The sequence below is a fragment of the Streptomyces mangrovi genome, from assembly GCF_900114215.1.
In the GTDB taxonomy this organism is placed as follows: domain Bacteria; phylum Actinomycetota; class Actinomycetes; order Streptomycetales; family Streptomycetaceae; genus Streptomyces; species Streptomyces barkulensis.
The window spans coordinates 41,652-55,753 of record NZ_FOSG01000015.1; the positions used below are offsets into that span (position 1 = coordinate 41,652).

Consider the following 14,102-nt stretch of genomic DNA (forward strand, 5'->3'; position numbering starts at 1 on the left):
CCGGCCGGCTCAGCCGACGGGGAAGACGCCCGTGTCGATGGTGAGACCGAAGGGATCGGGGAGGAAGACCTTGTCCCCGAACTTCCCCGCGTGCAGCACCCGGTAGGTATCCCCCTTGGGCTCTCCGTACAACGTCACGGTCGGGCCGCCGGGCGCCCAGCGGTCGACCAGCAGATACAGCGGCACCCCGGCCTGGGCGTAACCGGCGGGCTTGCTGATCCGGTCGTGCCGGGCGTTGGATGACGAGGTGATCTCCACGACGAGTTCCGCATCGTCCGCCGGGACGGAGCTGCCCTCGGCCTCCTCGACCACAGCCTCCGGCATGACCAGCAGGTCGGGAACATGGATACCGCTGCGGAAGGGGATCGAGACGCCCTGCGTCCGGTAGACGTACCAATCCTCGGGAATCGCCCTGTCCAGCAGCCGCTGCAGCCTGGCGGCGATGACGTTGTGGTTACCGGCGGGCGGTGGTGACACGGTGATGACCCCATCAATGATCTCCACCCTGCAGCCCTCGGGCCAGTCCGTCTCCTCCCAGAGGCGGACCAGGTCGTCCCAGTCGCAGGCGTGCCCTGGTCCTGGATCGACGGTGAGTGCGCTCGTGACTCCACCCGCGCGTGACCGCGCGGGCTTCCTGCGGTCGCGGCTAGGCCCTGTCTGACAAATAGCGCTGTCCGCCCGAAGGGCGGGCTCCGCGGCGTCCGGTGCGTGCGATCGCAAGGCGGAGGAGGAGAGCGCAGCGTGCTGCGCCGACGATCGACAACGCAGCGAGCGGGCGTGCCGGACGCCGCGGAGCAGGCGGGATTTGTCAGACAGGGCCTAGACCACACCGCAGAGGACCAGCCCGGCCCTGTCGAGGACGTTCGCCGCGCCGACGTGATCCGCGTTGGCGGCGAAACCGCACGCCGTGCACCGGAACGCCGCCTGAGTGACATGGTTGCTCTTGTCCACGTGCCCGCAGCCGCCGCGGCTCGGGGGGCAGGTGATCGAGGTGTTGCGGGGGTCCACCGGGATCACGCGGCGACCGGCGCTCTCAGCCTTGTTCGCCAGGATTCCCAGGAACTGCCCCCAGCCCGCGTCGAGGATGCCGCGGATGAGTCCGGCCTTGGCGGCGGCGCCGTTCAGCAGGAACGCGCCGTCTTTGTCGGGGTCGGGCCGGGGTGCCGGGCTTCTGGTCATCCCGGCGGTGTTCAGCCGCTCGTGCGCGATCACGTCGTTCCCGGTGACGAGCGCGCGAGCGGCCTTGTGATGGAAGTCGGCGCGCTGCCTGCGGATCTTGGCGTGCAGCTTGGCGACCTTCCGTGCGGCGGCGCGGTGGCGCTTGGTGCGCTGCCGGGTGCGCCTGGGGAACGTCGCGAGGTGCCGCTGAGCTGCGACCAGCTCCTCGGCCATTGCTTGGAGGAAACGTGGGTTGGCGACGTGTTCGCCGCCGGAGGTGGTCAGGAAGTGCGTGACGCCCAGGTCGATACCGACGCTTCTCCCGGTGGACGGCAACGGCTCGGCGGGCACCTGGTCGCAGACCAGGACGGCGTACCAGCGCCTCCCCTCGCGCTTCATACTGATCGTCTTGACCCGTCCCTGCACGGGCCGGTGCTGGTGCACGCGCACATGCCCGACACCCTGGAGGCGGAGGCGGGTCTGCGCATCGTGCGGGGTGGAGTTCCAGCGGCAGCCGTCGCCGTCACGGGGGAAAGTGACGGTGTCGAAGTGCCCGGCCCCCTTGAAGCGCGGATACCCCGGGGCCTGCCCGGCCCTGACTCGCCGGAAGAACGCGGCGAACGCCTGGTCCAGACGGCGCAGGGTCGCCTGCTGCGAGGAGAACGACCAGCGCCCCTGCCACTCCGGGTCGAACGCCCGGATCTCCTTGAGCTGCGCGGACTGGTCGCCGTACCGGACGGTGGTCTTCGAAGCGTGCCGCCAGGCGTCCCGCCGCTCCTGCAGCGCGCCGTTGTACAGGGAGCGGTGGTCGGCCAGCATCTCGGCCAGGGCCTGCTCCTGGCCGGCGGTGGGGCGCAGCAGGAACTTGTACGCGCGGATCACGAGCCGTCCCCCGGCCGCTTTCCGGGACGTTTCCACTGGGTGTCGATGTATCGGCGCACGGTGTTCACCGATACGGCGCCGGCCGATGCCGCGAAGTACGACGACGACCACAGCGTGGGCATCCGCGACCTCAGGTGCGGGAACTCCTCGCGCAGTACACGGGAGGTGAAGCCCTTGAACTGGTTGGCTACGTACGAGGCCGAGGACTTCGGATCGTGCTGGACGAACAAATGGACGTGGTCGGGCATGACCTCGAGCGCCACGATCCGCCACCCCTGTTCATCGGCCCTGGCCCGGATCAGTTCCTCCAGGCGTGCCACAACCCGGCCCTCCGGGACCGGGCGGCGGTACTTCGGGCACCACACCACGTGGAGCCCGAGGTCGTACACATCGGCGGAGAAGTCCTCCCCACCGCGCTGAAGTGAGGCTTCTCCCGGCTGGACCCTGATGACGGTCTCCTCTATCGGTGCGTCACCGATCCCAGCATGCCCAACGCACCCCGCGCGGGTCTACCTCTCCCCATTCACCCGAACGGGAAACCTCGCAGGTCAGGCAGCGGCGGTTCGCTCGGGCGCGGCGAGCCAGACGAGCCGGGCCGTGACGCCCGTCTCCCGCCCGAACCACCACACGGCCCGCTCCGGCGAGCCGAGCACGAGCCGCGAGGCGCCGTCGGCGCCGCTCACCTGCGTACGCCCGTCCTCGTACACCGTGCCCCACGCGGCGACGCACCCGTCCAGCTCCCCGTCGCCCGCCTCCCACACCTGGACCACGGCGAACTGCCGCGGCGCGAGCTCCACGACCATCGCCCGCAACTCCTCCTCGAAGCGCCCCGAGCCTGCGGCTCCGGAGTCGTCGTTCTGCATCGGCACGGTGCTCACCGAACCTCCCAGGAGACCTGAGGAGCGAGCATGCCCGACCTCTACTGGCAGAAGTCCACCTACAGCGCTGAGGCCGCCAACTGCGTCTACGTCACCGCAAGCGACGACGGCACCATCAAGCTGCGCGAAAGCGATCACCCCGGCAGCATCCTCACCACCACGCCCGAGAGCCTGAGAACCTTCATACGCAGCGTGAAGGCCGGCGAGCTCGACCGCTTCACCGGTTCCTGACCTGGACCGGGGTGCGGCGGGGACCGGGTGCGTGCGGGGGTCGGGGCCGGTCCGGGGCGAACATTCCGGACGGCATGATTTACGGCCCTTGCCGTGCACCGTTGCCTGGACCGGCGATTGGCCACAAATCACGCTTTAGTGTCCGGAACGTCCGCCCCTCCCCGTCCCCTCCCGCCGTCGCCCGGGTGCGGCTGGTTCCCGGCTGTCCGTCGCGCGGTACCGCAACGCTCAGCGCTCGCCCCTACAGGTCGGTTGGCCAGCGGTCGCCGCTACGCTGCGGTGGCTATGAGCCAGAGTGGTGCGCAGGCCGCAGCCTTCTTCCGGGACGTCCCCCGCAACCGGACGGTCTGGTTCGTGCAGGACGAGCAGGGGAGCCCGGCGCCTCGGGATTCCGACGGCACACGGAGCCTGCCGTTCTGGTCCACCTCCGCGCGTGCCACCCGGGCGGCACGTGTGTGGGGTCACGGGCTGTGGATGACGTCGATGCCCCTGGAGCAGTGGCGGGAGGGCGAATTGCCCTCTGCCGCCGAGGACGGGTTGCTGATCGGGATCAACTGGTCAGGTCCTCGTCTTGTGGGGTGGAGCTTCACCGTCGCAGAGACGCTCAATCGCCTCGTTGCCGCCGACTTACCGGCACCGCATGCACCATCGGAATGAGCGCGGGCGGCATCGGCAGATCAGGCCCGGTCCGAAGCGCAGTCCGGGTCAGGGCGCTTCGTTCAGCCTGGAGGCGAGCCGCGGATGCCCTGTCCGCGCAGCCGTGTCGCCCTGGAAAAGGGATTGCCCCGGAGGGAGAGCTCACGTTGGCTGGGCAGCATGGCCGAACTGCATACCGATCGCCTCCTCCTTCGTCGATGGCGTGACTGCGACCTCGGACCATGGGCGGCGATGAACGCCGATCCCGAGGTCCGCGAGCACTTGGGCGATGTACTCAACCGTGAACAGAGCGATGCCTCTGTGGCACTGTTCCAGGCCGATTTCGACCGGCGAGGCTACGGGTGGTGGGCGGTCGAGGTGCAGGCCACAGGCGAGTTCATCGGCTTTGCGGGCCTGGACGAAGTGGATGACGGCATGCCGTTCACCGGAGTGGAGATCGGCTGGAGGCTCGCCCGGTCGGCCTGGGGCCGGGGCTACGCCACCGAGGCCGCACTGACGGTACTGGCCTACGGCTTCGACACGCTCGAGCTTCCCGAAGTCCTCGCCGTGACCACAGCCACCAACCTTCGTTCACAGGCGGTCATGCGCCGGATCGGTATGACCCGGGACCCGGCCGACGACTTCGACGACCCCGCCGCACCCGAAGGACCACTGCGCCCGAACGTGCTGTACCGGATCGCCCGCGGTACGAGAGTCCGACATTCGCCGCGGTAGCAGGGGCATGTGCACGGAAGATGCGGTACGGCATGCGGGAAGCCGACCCGCACCCCGCAGCGCGCCGGACGGCATGGCTTACGGCCGCCGCTGCGGCCCGTCAGCCGACCGATCCGGTGCCCCAGGCGGAAACCTCTCCGTCGAGTTCCTCGGGCGCCTTCGTGTGGCCTGGATACCTGTAATCCAGACGGTCGGCGTCAGGGTATTTCTCGGCCCATGCTTCCGCCGCATGAGGCGGGTTGACCGGGTCCAGGGGGTTCACGAGGAGAAGCAGTCTCGGTGTTTCCTTCTTATCGGGCATCGTCCATGTGGAGTCCGCACCGGCAGGCATCACCGAGCACGGACGGTGCATGCCCGAGAGCGCGGCTCCGAGGGGATTCCTCTCCGGCGACCCCGCGCCCACCCCCCACCCCCGGTACGCCGTGCAGACATTGGCGAGGTACCCCACAAACTCCGGGAGCACCTGGCCGTCACGGTCACGGCGGGTGTAGCTACGGCTGCTGGACTCTACGACCCCTTTGCCCGCCTTGCCGATATCCGGCCAACTGATCAGGATCTCGCGCAGTGGTTCAGCGTTTTTTCCGAGGTCGCGGGAGAGAGAGAAGAGAGCGGTCATCCGCTCGTACTCCTCGGCGCCGTCGGCGAGACCGGTCTGCGTGCCGTCGTAGCCCATGTCCCGGAGCGTCCGGTGAAGCTCCTTCCGGCAGTCGGAGGCCGCATCGCTTTCATCGCATTCCATGACGTCCTGCAAGCCCGCCTCCACCGCCAGGCTCCGCTCGACCATGAGCGTGGTCGCGGACGTGCCCGGCGGAGGCGCGGGAGCGTCCATCACCACCCAGCCGCCGGCGCGCTCCAGCTCGGGCATCACGGCCGTTGCCCGGACCGCCCCGAACGACTGCGCGTACACCCCCGATATCTCCCCCTCCTTCTCGACGAGCTCCTTGAACGACTCCTGGTATTCCGCACGGTCGAGGCTGTAGAGGTCCATGTCGCAGGAGTTCCGGAAATCGTCGGACCAGTTCTTCGTCTGCCATTCCGAGAGTTCGCCGCCCGTCGATACGTCCGTGACGGTTTCGAGGCATTCGGCGCTGACCCCGTGAACAGCCCAGGGCTCGATGAATGTGGCCACCGCCCGGTGGCGCAGCCAGGAAGGAAGAAGCGATCGGGCGGACACGGCGTCCAGTGGACGCAGTCCGGGCCTCCCCGGGTCCCAGAGGACCAGTCCGCCTCGTTCCCCGGATGTGCGAATGACCGGCGCGCCCTCCTCGCCGGGGGGCGTGTAGATCACCGTCCACACTCCCGTGGAGAGCAGGTGACAGCGGACGCTCTCTTCGGCACACGGCTGAGGCTTGGGAGCTGTCGACTGCCCGCGCTCGTCAGCCCGGTACAGATGCAGGCCGGCGAGGACGACGGCGGCCAGGGCCGCCACGCCGGCGAACCAGCGGACGGCCGTGGCGCGGCCGGGGTTACGCGCCCCCGGCATGCCGCGCTTGCGTCGCACTGGTAACAGGTGTCCTAGGTCGAGGTCGGAGCATCCGGGAGGCCAATGGACCGAGGGCCGACTGTATCGCGCGAAGCAGGAGACGAGACCGCCGGGAAGCGGTGCCGACGGAAGCGGCAAGCGTCTTCGCCTCACGCCCGCAGCCGGGCGACAGGTCCGTACCACCTCGCGTCCGTGGCCAGTGCGCGCGCCACCCCGCGCCCGCAACCGGGCGACGGCGGGAGGGGACGGGGAGGGGCGGACGTTCCGGACACTCAAGTATTATTTGCGGCCAATAGGCGCTTCGCGGAACGGTGCACGGCAACGGCCGTAAATAATACCGTCCGGAATGTTCGCCCCGGACCGGCCCCGACCCCCACGCGCACCCGGCCCCACCGCACCCGCACCCGCACCCGGAAAACAAACGCCCCCCTCCGCGTTAACCCGAGGTTGCGGAACCGGTCTCACCGAGAGAATTCCTTTCCGATTCGAAAATCGAACGGAATGAGCCCGCTGAAGAGTGGCGTCCGCCGATAGTCTGGCGCCGCCTCGTGGATCAGCGCGGGGCAACCGCGGGAGCGTCCGAGGGGAGGGCGTTCCGATCGCGGTTCCGGGGGGCAGTGGAGCCGGGGGGAAATCGCCGCGCGGGAAATCGCGCGTTCCGGCACACGCAGGCGCCCGAAGGCGCCGATTTCGCTTCTCCGCCGCCCCGGAATCACCACCGATTCACCGAAGGTGAGGACGACCCGTGCGACGCATGACCTCCGTTCTTCTGGCCCTGAGCGCTCTGGTGGGGGCCTCCGCGCTGACCGCCCCGGCGGCCGCGGCCGCCGCGCAGACCGGCCGCCCGGCCACCGTGCGGACCGCCGTACCGGCCGGCTGGGAGGTGGTCGAGGGTGACGAGGTGGCCGCCCTGAACGGCGGGGCGGACGGCAAGCGCTCCTCCGCCCCCCAGGCCGCCGCGCAGGACCTCACCGAGCAGGGCTCGGAAGCGGACGAACTCTCCCTCATCGCGATGCAGTCGGTCCGCAACGAGCGGTTCGTCGCGACCGAGAAGAACTACCCGGCTCCGAACACCGGTGCGCTGCGGGCCCGTTCCGCCGAGTACGGCGGCTCCTGGGAGGGCTTCGCCTTCGAGTGGGACGAGACCACCGAGACCTACGCCCTGAGGTCGCTGGCCAACGACCTGTATGTGGCGGTGGAGAAGAACTTCACCGGCAGCTCCCAGAACCTGCTGCGCGCCCGCTCCACCGGTGTGGGCGGCTGGGAGCGGTTCGTCGTGTACTACAACGCGGAGCTGGACCGCTGGGCGCTCCAGTCCACGCTGAACGGCCTGTTCGTCGCCATGGAGAACGGCTACACCGGCTCGCTCCAGTACGCCCTGCGCGCCCGTTCCGCCGAGATCGGCGGTTCCTGGGAGGAGTTCGTCCTCTACGACCTGGGTGCCTGAGCCCCGGCCGGACGGACGGAAAGCGCCCGTACCCCACGTCCCGGGGGTACGGGCGCCTCCGTGAGGACAGGTGCCCTCGGCGGACGCGGGCGGTCCCGGTCCGCATTCGTGACCACGTCGCGCCACCGGCGTCGGGCCTACGGTTCCGGGCTCGCCGGGGACGGTTTCCGCGAGCGGCGGTCCCGGGCTGCGGCCAGGTCGCGTGAGAGGTGGGAGCGGCGCGGGCCGTGCCGGCGCAGCATGCGCAGATCCGCTGCGGTGTCGTACATGAGCTGGAGATGGAAGTAGTTCACGTGCTCCAGGACCGCGAACAGCGCGAATCCCAGCCCCGGCCAGGTGCCGCTTCCGGGGTCGTCCGCCACCGCCCGGGCGGTGAACAGCACTCCGGCCGCCAGCAGTACGGCGTTGGCCGTGCGGGCCGCGGCGAAGACCCCGGCGGCGGGAAGCGGTGCTCCCGGAGCCTCGATCTGGCGGAGCTTGGCCAGCCAGTATCCGGCGCCTTCCAGAAGGAGGAGGACGAACAGTCCGAAGCCCACGGTGTTCGCGGCCGTCACCGGCAGGAAGAGCATTCCGAACCAGAGGAAGGCCTGGAGCGGGACGTTGAGCAGTTCCAGGGCGGCCAGCGACCGCAGCCGCCGCCGGACCCGGGCGCGGGAGCGGTTTTCCACCCGCAGAAGGATGCCACCCGCCCCCGGCACGGTGTGCGGTGGGGCGGGTGGCGGGGACGGGCGGGTGTCAGGCGATGCGGTCGAGGATCAGGGGGGTCGGGGCGAAGGCGGCGCCCTCGGCGTCCCCGGCGATCCCGATCGCGTCGCCGGTGAGCGCTTCGAGGGCGTAGTCGAAGCGCTCGGGGGTGTCGGTGTGGAGGGTCAGCAGCGGGGCGCCGGCGGTGACCCGGTCGCCGGGCTTGGCGTGCAGTTCCACGCCGGCCCCGGCCTGCACCGGGTCCTCCTTGCGGGCGCGGCCCGCGCCCAGGCGCCAGGCGGCGACGCCGACGGCGTACGCGTCCAGCTTGGTGAGGGCGCCGGAGGCGGGGGCGGTCACGGTGTGCCGTTCGCGGGCGGTGGGCAGGGGCGCGTCCGGGTCGCCGCCCTGGGCGGCGATCATGCGGCGCCAGTGGTCCATGGCCGAGCCGTCGGCGAGCGCCCTGGCGGGGTCGGCGTCCGGCAGTCCGGCGGCGGTGAGCATCTCGCGGGCCAGCGCCAGGGTCAGCTCGACGACGTCGGCCGGGCCGCCGCCGGCCAGGACCTCGACCGACTCGCGGACCTCCAGGGCGTTGCCCGCGGTCAGGCCGAGCGGGGTGGACATGTCGGTGAGCAGGGCGACGGTGCGCACCCCGTGGTCGGTGCCGAGCCCGACCATGGTGGAGGCCAGTTCGCGGGCGTCGCCCAGGTTCTTCATGAACGCGCCGGAGCCGACCTTGACGTCCAGGATGAGCGAGCCGGTGCCCTCGGCGATCTTCTTGGACATGATCGAGGAGGCGATCAGGGGGATCGCCTCGACGGTGCCGGTGACGTCGCGCAGGGCATAGAGCTTCTTGTCGGCCGGGGCCAGTCCGTCGCCGGCCGCGCAGATCACCGCGCCGACCGAGCGCAGGACGTCCATCATCTCGTCGTTGCTCAGCAGCGCCCGCCAGCCGGGAACGGACTCCAGCTTGTCCAGCGTTCCGCCGGTGTGGCCCAGGCCGCGGCCGGAGAGCTGGGGGACGGCGGCGCCGCAGGCGGCGACCAGCGGGGCGAGCGGCAGGGTGATCTTGTCGCCGACGCCGCCGGTGGAGTGCTTGTCGGCGGTGGGGCGGGGCAGGGTGGAGAAGTCCATCCGCTCGCCGCTGTGGATCATCGCGGCGGTCCAGCGGGCGATCTCCTCGCGCTCCATGCCGTTGAGCAGGATCGCCATGGCCAGGGCCGACATCTGCTCGTCGGCGACCTCGCCGCGGGTGTAGGCGTCGATGACCCAGTCGATCTGGGCGTCGCCGAGGCGGCCCCGGTCGCGCTTGGTGCGGATGACGGAGATGGCGTCCATCGGGGGGTGTCGCTCCTTGGGGGTCGGGTGCGCCGGGCGCGGGTCAGGGGCCGGTGGAGCCGGTGGGGCCGTCCGCGCCGGCGAGGTGCTCGGGGCCGAAGGCGTCCGGCAGGAGGTCGGACAGCGGCCGGACGCCGGAGGCGGTGTCGACCGCCAGGTTCGGGCCGCCGTGCTCCCACAGCAGCTGGCGGCAGCGGCCGCACGGCATGAGGATCTCGCCGCGGCCGTCGCAGCAGGTGAAGGCCACCAGTCGGCCGCCGCCGGTGGCGGCCAGCTCCGAGACCAGGCCGCACTCGGCGCACAGCCCGATTCCGTAGGAGGCGTTCTCCACGTTGCAGCCGCCGACGATCCGGCCGTCGTCCACCAGCGCGGCGGCGCCGACCGGGTATTTGGAGTACGGGACGTAGGCCCGGGACATCAGCTCCCGGGCCCGCTCCCGCAGCGCCGGCCAGTCGGCCCGGCCGGCGCCGGTCGCGGGGGAGTCGCTCACTACTTGCCCTCGCCCTTCCGGTAGGCGTGCCCGTTGGCCTTGGGCATCCGCAGCCGCTGCGCGGACATGGCCAGCACCAGCAGCGTGGCGACGTACGGGGCGGCGCTGACGAACTGGCTGGGCACCTGGTCCACCGAGGAGTACCAGACGAACAGCACCAGGCCGCAGACCGCCGCGACCGCGCCGGTCAGGTACTTCTTCCGGTAGATCGCCCAGGCGGTGGCCAGGACCAGCAGGATCGCCAGCAGCAGGAGCAGGGCGTGGACGTTCTGGCCGCCGCCGCGCAGGTTGAGGCTGTCGGTGTAGCCGAACAGGCCGGCGCCCAGGGCGAGTCCGCCCGGCATCCAGTTGCCGAAGATCATCGCTGCGAGGCCGATGTAGCCGCGTCCGCCGGTCTGGCCCTCCAGGTAGATGTTGGAGGCGACCTCGGCGAGGAACGCGCCGCCCATGCCGGCGAAGCCGCCGGAGATCATCACGGCGATGTACTTGTACTTGTAGACGTTGACGCCCAGGCTCTCGGCCGCGATCGGGTTCTCGCCGCAGGAGCGCAGCCGCAGGCCGAAGCCGGTGTTCCACAGCACCCACCGGCTGAGCGGGATCATGGCGACGGCCACGATCGTCAGCAGGGAGAGGTTGGTGACCAGTCCGCCCACGAGCCCGGCGACGTCGGAGACGACGAACCAGTGCTTGGCGTTGAGCGTCGCCATCGCGTCGGACAGCCCGGGGACGGTGATCTGTCCTATCGACTCGATGGGCGGGGACTGCTTGCTGGTGCCGCTCTCCATCTCGGCGAAGGTGAAGCTGGACAGGTAGCGGGTGGCGCCGACGGCGAGGATGTTGATGGCCACACCGGAGACGATGTGGTTGACGCCGAAGGTGACGGTGGCGATCGCGTGCAGCAGACCGCCCAGCGCGCCGCCGACGATGCCCATGACCACGCCCGCCCACGGGCCCCACTGGACGCCGGCCCAGGCGCCGAACCAGGTGCCCAGGATCAGCATGCCCTCCAGACCGATGTTGATCACACCGGCCCGCTCGGCCCACAGGCCGCCCAGTCCGGCCAGTCCGATGGGGACGGCCAGCCGCAGGGCGGCGGAGGTCTGTCCGACGGAGGTGATGCCGTGGGCCCCGGTGATCAGCCGCACGGCGGAGACGAGCACCAGCAGGCCCGCGATCACGAGCATCCACTCGGCCAGGGTCAGCCGGCGGCGGGCGGACTTCTTCGGCTGCTGTGCGGCCGGCCGCCTGTCGAGGACGGTGCTCATGCCGACACCTCCTTGCGGTTCTTCGGACCGGTGCCGTCGCCCTCGCCCGCGGCGGCGGCCTCGGCGGCGAGTTCCTCGCCGACCTTCTGCTGCTGGCGGCGCAGGCCGTAACGGCGCACGGACTCGTAGCTGATGACGACCGCCATCACGATCAGGCCCTGCATGATCGTGGCGATCTCCTTCTCGTAGCCGTTGTAGTCGAGCGTCGGCGACGCCTTGTCGAGGAAGGCGATGAGCAGCGCTCCGAAGGCTATGCCGAGGGGGTGGTTGCGGCCGAGCAGGGCGATGGTGATGCCGGTGAAGCCCACGCCCGCGGGGAAGTCCAGGCTGTAGGTGTGGGCGTCGCCGAGCAGGACGGGCATGCCGGCCAGACCGGCGACCGCGCCGGAGATCAGCATGCTGGTGAGCACCATGCGCCTGGCGTCGACGCCGCTGGCGGAGGCGGCGCTGGGGCTGGCGCCGGTGGCGCGCAGGTCGAAGCCGAATCGGGTGCGGTTCAAAACCAGCCAGTACAGCAGGCCGCACAGGGCGGCGACGGCGGTGAAGCCGTAGATCTCGCCGGCCGCGCCCAGGTCGATGCCGGGGAACCAGCCCGATTCCGGGATCTGCCCGGTGGTGAGGTTGTTGCCGCGCTGCTCGCCGAACTGGGCGGGCAGGACGAGGTAGGCGATGATGCTGGTGGCGATGGAGTTGAGCATGATCGTCGAGACGACCTCGCTCACCCCGCGGGTGGTCTTCAAAAGGCCGGCGATGCCGGCCCAGAAGCCGCCCACCAGCATCGCGACGACCATGATCAGCACGATGTGCAGGGGGCCGGGCAGGGCGACCGAGGCGCCGACGACGGCGGCGGCCATCGCGGCGAGCCGGTACTGCCCGTCGACCCCGATGTTGAACAGGTTCATGCGGAAGCCGACGGCCACCGCGAGCGCCGCCAGGTAGTACGTGGCGGCCTGGTTGACGATGAGCACCTGGATGTCGGCGTGCACCGCGTACTCGGCCATCAGCACGTACGGCTGGACGGGGTTCAGACCGGAGGCGACCAGCACCACCGAGGTCAGCAGCACGGCGACGACGATGGCCAGCACCGGCCCGCCGACGGCCAGGACCATCCGGTCCTTGTCGAACTTCTTCATCGGTCCTCTCCCCCGTCCCGGCCCGTGGCGGCGGTCCCGTCGGCGGCCGCGGCGGTTTCGGGCGCCGCCCCGTCGTCGAGACGGCCGGAGGCCGCGCCGGTCATGGCGGAGCCCAGGGCCTCAGGGGTGATCGTGGCGGGGTCGGCTTCGGCGACCAGTCGGCCGCGGTACATCACGCGCAGGGTGTCGGACAGGCCGATCAGCTCGTCGAGGTCGGCGGAGATCAGCAGGACGGCCAGGCCGGCGCGGCGCGCGGTGCGGATCTGGTCCCAGATCTGCGCCTGGGCTCCGACGTCCACGCCGCGCGTGGGGTGGGCGGCGATCAGGAGCCGGGGTTCGTGGCTCATCTCGCGGCCCACGATCAGCTTCTGCTGGTTGCCGCCGGACAGGGAGGCCGCGGTGACGTCGATGCCGGGGGTGCGCACGTCGTACTCGGCGACGATCCGCTCGGTGTCGGCGCGGGCGGCCTTGATGTCCAGCCAGGGCCCCTTGCTGTTGGGGGGTTCGGTGACGTGCCCGAGTATGCGGTTCTCCCACAGGGGGGATTCCAGCAGCAGCCCGTGGCGGTGGCGGTCCTCGGGGATGTAGCCGACGCCGCCCTCGCGGCGGCGTCGGGTGGGCCAGCCGGTGACGTCCTGCTCGCCGAGGACGATGGTCCCGCCGTCGGCCTGGCGCATGCCGACCAGCGCCTCGATCAGCTCGGTCTGGCCGTTGCCCTCCACACCGGCCAGGCCCAGCACCTCGCCCTTGTGGATGGTGAGGGAGACGCCGTCCAGGATGGTGCGGGCGCCGTCGACCGGGTCGTAGCCGGTGAGGGTGAGGTCGTTCACCCTCAGCATGGGAGTGTCGGTGACGGTGGACTCGCGGGTCTCCGGGGAGGGCAGCTCGGCGCCGACCATCAGCTCGGCGAGCTGCTTGACGGTGACGTCGCCGGGGGTGACGGAGGCGACGGTGGTGCCGCGCCGGATGACGGTGATGTCGTCGGCGACCGAGAGCACCTCGCCCAGCTTGTGCGAGATGAAGATGACGGTCAGCCCCTCCGCCTTCAGCTCGCGGAGGTTGGCGAAGAGCGCGTCCACCTCCTGCGGCACGAGCACGGCGGTCGGCTCGTCGAGGATGAGGATGCGGGCGCCGCGGTAGAGGACCTTGAGGATCTCCACGCGCTGCCGGTCGGCGACCCCGAGGTCCTCCACCATGGCGTCGGGGCGGATGCCCAGGCCGTAGGCCTCGGAGATCTCCCTGATCCGGGCACGGGCCTTCGCACCGATCCCGTACAGCTTCTCGCTGCCCAGGACGGTGTTCTCCGCGACGGTGAGGTTGTCGGCCAGCATGAAGTGCTGGTGGACCATGCCGATGCCGCGGGCGATGGCGTCGCCGGGGTCGGAGAAGGCGACCTCCTGGCCGTCGACGGCGATGGTGCCCTCGTCCGGCTTCTGCATGCCGTAGAGGATCTTCATCAGGGTCGACTTGCCCGCGCCGTTCTCGCCGACGATGGCGTGCACGGTCCCCTTGCGGACGGACATGTGGATGTCGTGGTTGGCGACGACACCGGGGAAGCGCTTGGTGATCCCGGTCAGTTCGACGGCGGGAGGACTGCTGGACGCGTTGATGGTGCACTCTCCTCGGGCTAAGGAGTGGCTCGTAGGGAGCACGGTGGAGGCCGATGACCGGGGAAGTGGCCGGGAGGTGGGCCGCCGGGCCGTGCGGGTGAGGGCGACGCTACCGCCTCGACGGTTGACTAC

At 70.6% G+C, this 14,102-nt stretch carries 15 protein-coding genes; 4 read left to right on the top strand and 11 right to left on the bottom strand.

Annotated features, from left to right (window positions below):
* Positions 1-9 precede the first annotated feature (9 nt).
* The 4 genes from BM237_RS19995 to BM237_RS20010 all read right to left on the bottom strand — a co-directional run bounded on the left by BM237_RS19995 (position 10) and on the right by BM237_RS20010 (position 2,918).
* A complete protein-coding gene (locus BM237_RS19995) occupies positions 10-549 on the bottom strand; it encodes a Uma2 family endonuclease (RefSeq protein ID WP_245793834.1) in 540 nt (179 codons plus the stop codon).
* A 270-nt stretch (positions 550-819) separates the two neighbouring features.
* Positions 820-2,040, bottom strand: a complete 1,221-nt coding sequence (locus BM237_RS20000; protein ID WP_093851085.1) for an RNA-guided endonuclease InsQ/TnpB family protein — start codon at positions 2,038-2,040, stop codon at positions 820-822.
* Positions 2,037-2,429: an IS200/IS605 family transposase gene (gene tnpA / locus BM237_RS20005; protein ID WP_107415244.1), complete on the bottom strand. Its 393-nt coding sequence runs from the start codon at positions 2,427-2,429 to the stop codon at positions 2,037-2,039. The genes BM237_RS20000 and tnpA overlap by 4 nt, the downstream gene beginning before the upstream one ends.
* A 159-nt stretch (positions 2,430-2,588) precedes the next feature.
* Positions 2,589-2,918: a hypothetical protein gene (locus BM237_RS20010; protein WP_245793804.1), complete on the bottom strand. Its 330-nt coding sequence runs from the start codon at positions 2,916-2,918 to the stop codon at positions 2,589-2,591.
* 30 nt (positions 2,919-2,948) lie between these two features.
* On the opposite strand from BM237_RS20010, the gene BM237_RS20015 reads away from it, so the two are divergent.
* From BM237_RS20015 to BM237_RS20025, 3 genes are all read left to right on the top strand, one after another.
* Complete coding sequence (locus tag BM237_RS20015) at positions 2,949-3,149, top strand: DUF397 domain-containing protein (protein ID WP_093851087.1); 201 nt, start codon at positions 2,949-2,951, stop codon at positions 3,147-3,149.
* A 285-nt stretch (positions 3,150-3,434) separates the two neighbouring features.
* Positions 3,435-3,806: a DUF2750 domain-containing protein gene (locus tag BM237_RS20020; protein ID WP_093851088.1), complete on the top strand. Its 372-nt coding sequence runs from the start codon at positions 3,435-3,437 to the stop codon at positions 3,804-3,806.
* A 159-nt stretch (positions 3,807-3,965) separates the two neighbouring features.
* The gene (locus BM237_RS20025) at positions 3,966-4,520 is read left to right on the top strand and encodes a GNAT family N-acetyltransferase (RefSeq protein ID WP_093851089.1); all 555 of its coding nucleotides are present in this window, start codon (positions 3,966-3,968) and stop codon (positions 4,518-4,520) included.
* Positions 4,521-4,620: 100 nt separating this feature from the next.
* Here the strand turns inward: BM237_RS20025 and BM237_RS20030 are convergent, their stop codons facing one another.
* Positions 4,621-6,021, bottom strand: a complete 1,401-nt coding sequence (locus BM237_RS20030; RefSeq protein ID WP_139238134.1) for an alpha/beta hydrolase — start codon at positions 6,019-6,021, stop codon at positions 4,621-4,623.
* Positions 6,022-6,757: 736 nt separating this feature from the next.
* On the opposite strand from BM237_RS20030, the gene BM237_RS20035 reads away from it, so the two are divergent.
* Positions 6,758-7,450 carry a fascin domain-containing protein gene (locus BM237_RS20035; RefSeq protein ID WP_093851091.1) on the top strand — a complete coding sequence of 231 codons (693 nt, stop codon included), beginning with the start codon at positions 6,758-6,760 and terminating at the stop codon, positions 7,448-7,450.
* A gap of 137 nt (positions 7,451-7,587) precedes the next feature.
* On the opposite strand, the gene BM237_RS20040 is transcribed toward BM237_RS20035, so the two are convergent.
* The 6 genes from BM237_RS20040 to BM237_RS20065 all read right to left on the bottom strand — a co-directional run bounded on the left by BM237_RS20040 (position 7,588) and on the right by BM237_RS20065 (position 13,883).
* Positions 7,588-8,118 (bottom strand): hypothetical protein, encoded by a 531-nt coding sequence (locus tag BM237_RS20040; RefSeq protein WP_245793806.1) that lies wholly within the window; start codon positions 8,116-8,118, stop codon positions 7,588-7,590.
* A gap of 67 nt (positions 8,119-8,185) precedes the next feature.
* Positions 8,186-9,472 (bottom strand): thymidine phosphorylase, encoded by a 1,287-nt coding sequence (locus BM237_RS20045; RefSeq protein ID WP_093851092.1) that lies wholly within the window; start codon positions 9,470-9,472, stop codon positions 8,186-8,188.
* A 43-nt stretch (positions 9,473-9,515) separates the two neighbouring features.
* Positions 9,516-9,962, bottom strand: a complete 447-nt coding sequence (locus tag BM237_RS30050; RefSeq protein WP_093851093.1) for a cytidine deaminase — start codon at positions 9,960-9,962, stop codon at positions 9,516-9,518.
* The gene (locus tag BM237_RS30055) at positions 9,962-11,227 is read right to left on the bottom strand and encodes an ABC transporter permease (protein ID WP_093851094.1); all 1,266 of its coding nucleotides are present in this window, start codon (positions 11,225-11,227) and stop codon (positions 9,962-9,964) included. Before BM237_RS30055 ends, BM237_RS30050 begins: the two co-directional genes overlap by 1 nt.
* Positions 11,224-12,360, bottom strand: coding sequence for an ABC transporter permease (locus BM237_RS20060; RefSeq protein ID WP_093851095.1), 1,137 nt, complete (start codon positions 12,358-12,360; stop codon positions 11,224-11,226). Before BM237_RS20060 ends, BM237_RS30055 begins: the two co-directional genes overlap by 4 nt.
* Positions 12,357-13,883: an ABC transporter ATP-binding protein gene (locus tag BM237_RS20065; protein ID WP_245793838.1), complete on the bottom strand. Its 1,527-nt coding sequence runs from the start codon at positions 13,881-13,883 to the stop codon at positions 12,357-12,359. Before BM237_RS20065 ends, BM237_RS20060 begins: the two co-directional genes overlap by 4 nt.
* Between the last annotated feature and the right edge of the window lie 219 nt (positions 13,884-14,102).

Excerpts from the sequence above, each read along its gene's own strand:
- BM237_RS20015 (WP_093851087.1), top strand. The coding sequence starts at position 2,949 with ATGCCCGACCTCTACTGGCAGAAGTCCACCTACAGCGCTGAGGCCGCC.
- BM237_RS20020 (WP_093851088.1), top strand. The coding sequence starts at position 3,435 with ATGAGCCAGAGTGGTGCGCAGGCCGCAGCCTTCTTCCGGGACGTCCCC.
- BM237_RS20025 (WP_093851089.1), top strand. The coding sequence starts at position 3,966 with ATGGCCGAACTGCATACCGATCGCCTCCTCCTTCGTCGATGGCGTGAC.
- BM237_RS20035 (WP_093851091.1), top strand. The coding sequence starts at position 6,758 with ATGACCTCCGTTCTTCTGGCCCTGAGCGCTCTGGTGGGGGCCTCCGCG.
- BM237_RS20045 (WP_093851092.1), bottom strand. The coding sequence starts at position 9,472 with ATGGACGCCATCTCCGTCATCCGCACCAAGCGCGACCGGGGCCGCCTC.
- BM237_RS30055 (WP_093851094.1), bottom strand. The coding sequence starts at position 11,227 with ATGAGCACCGTCCTCGACAGGCGGCCGGCCGCACAGCAGCCGAAGAAG.
- BM237_RS20060 (WP_093851095.1), bottom strand. The coding sequence starts at position 12,360 with ATGAAGAAGTTCGACAAGGACCGGATGGTCCTGGCCGTCGGCGGGCCG.
- BM237_RS20065 (WP_245793838.1), bottom strand. The coding sequence starts at position 13,883 with ATGTCCGTCCGCAAGGGGACCGTGCACGCCATCGTCGGCGAGAACGGC.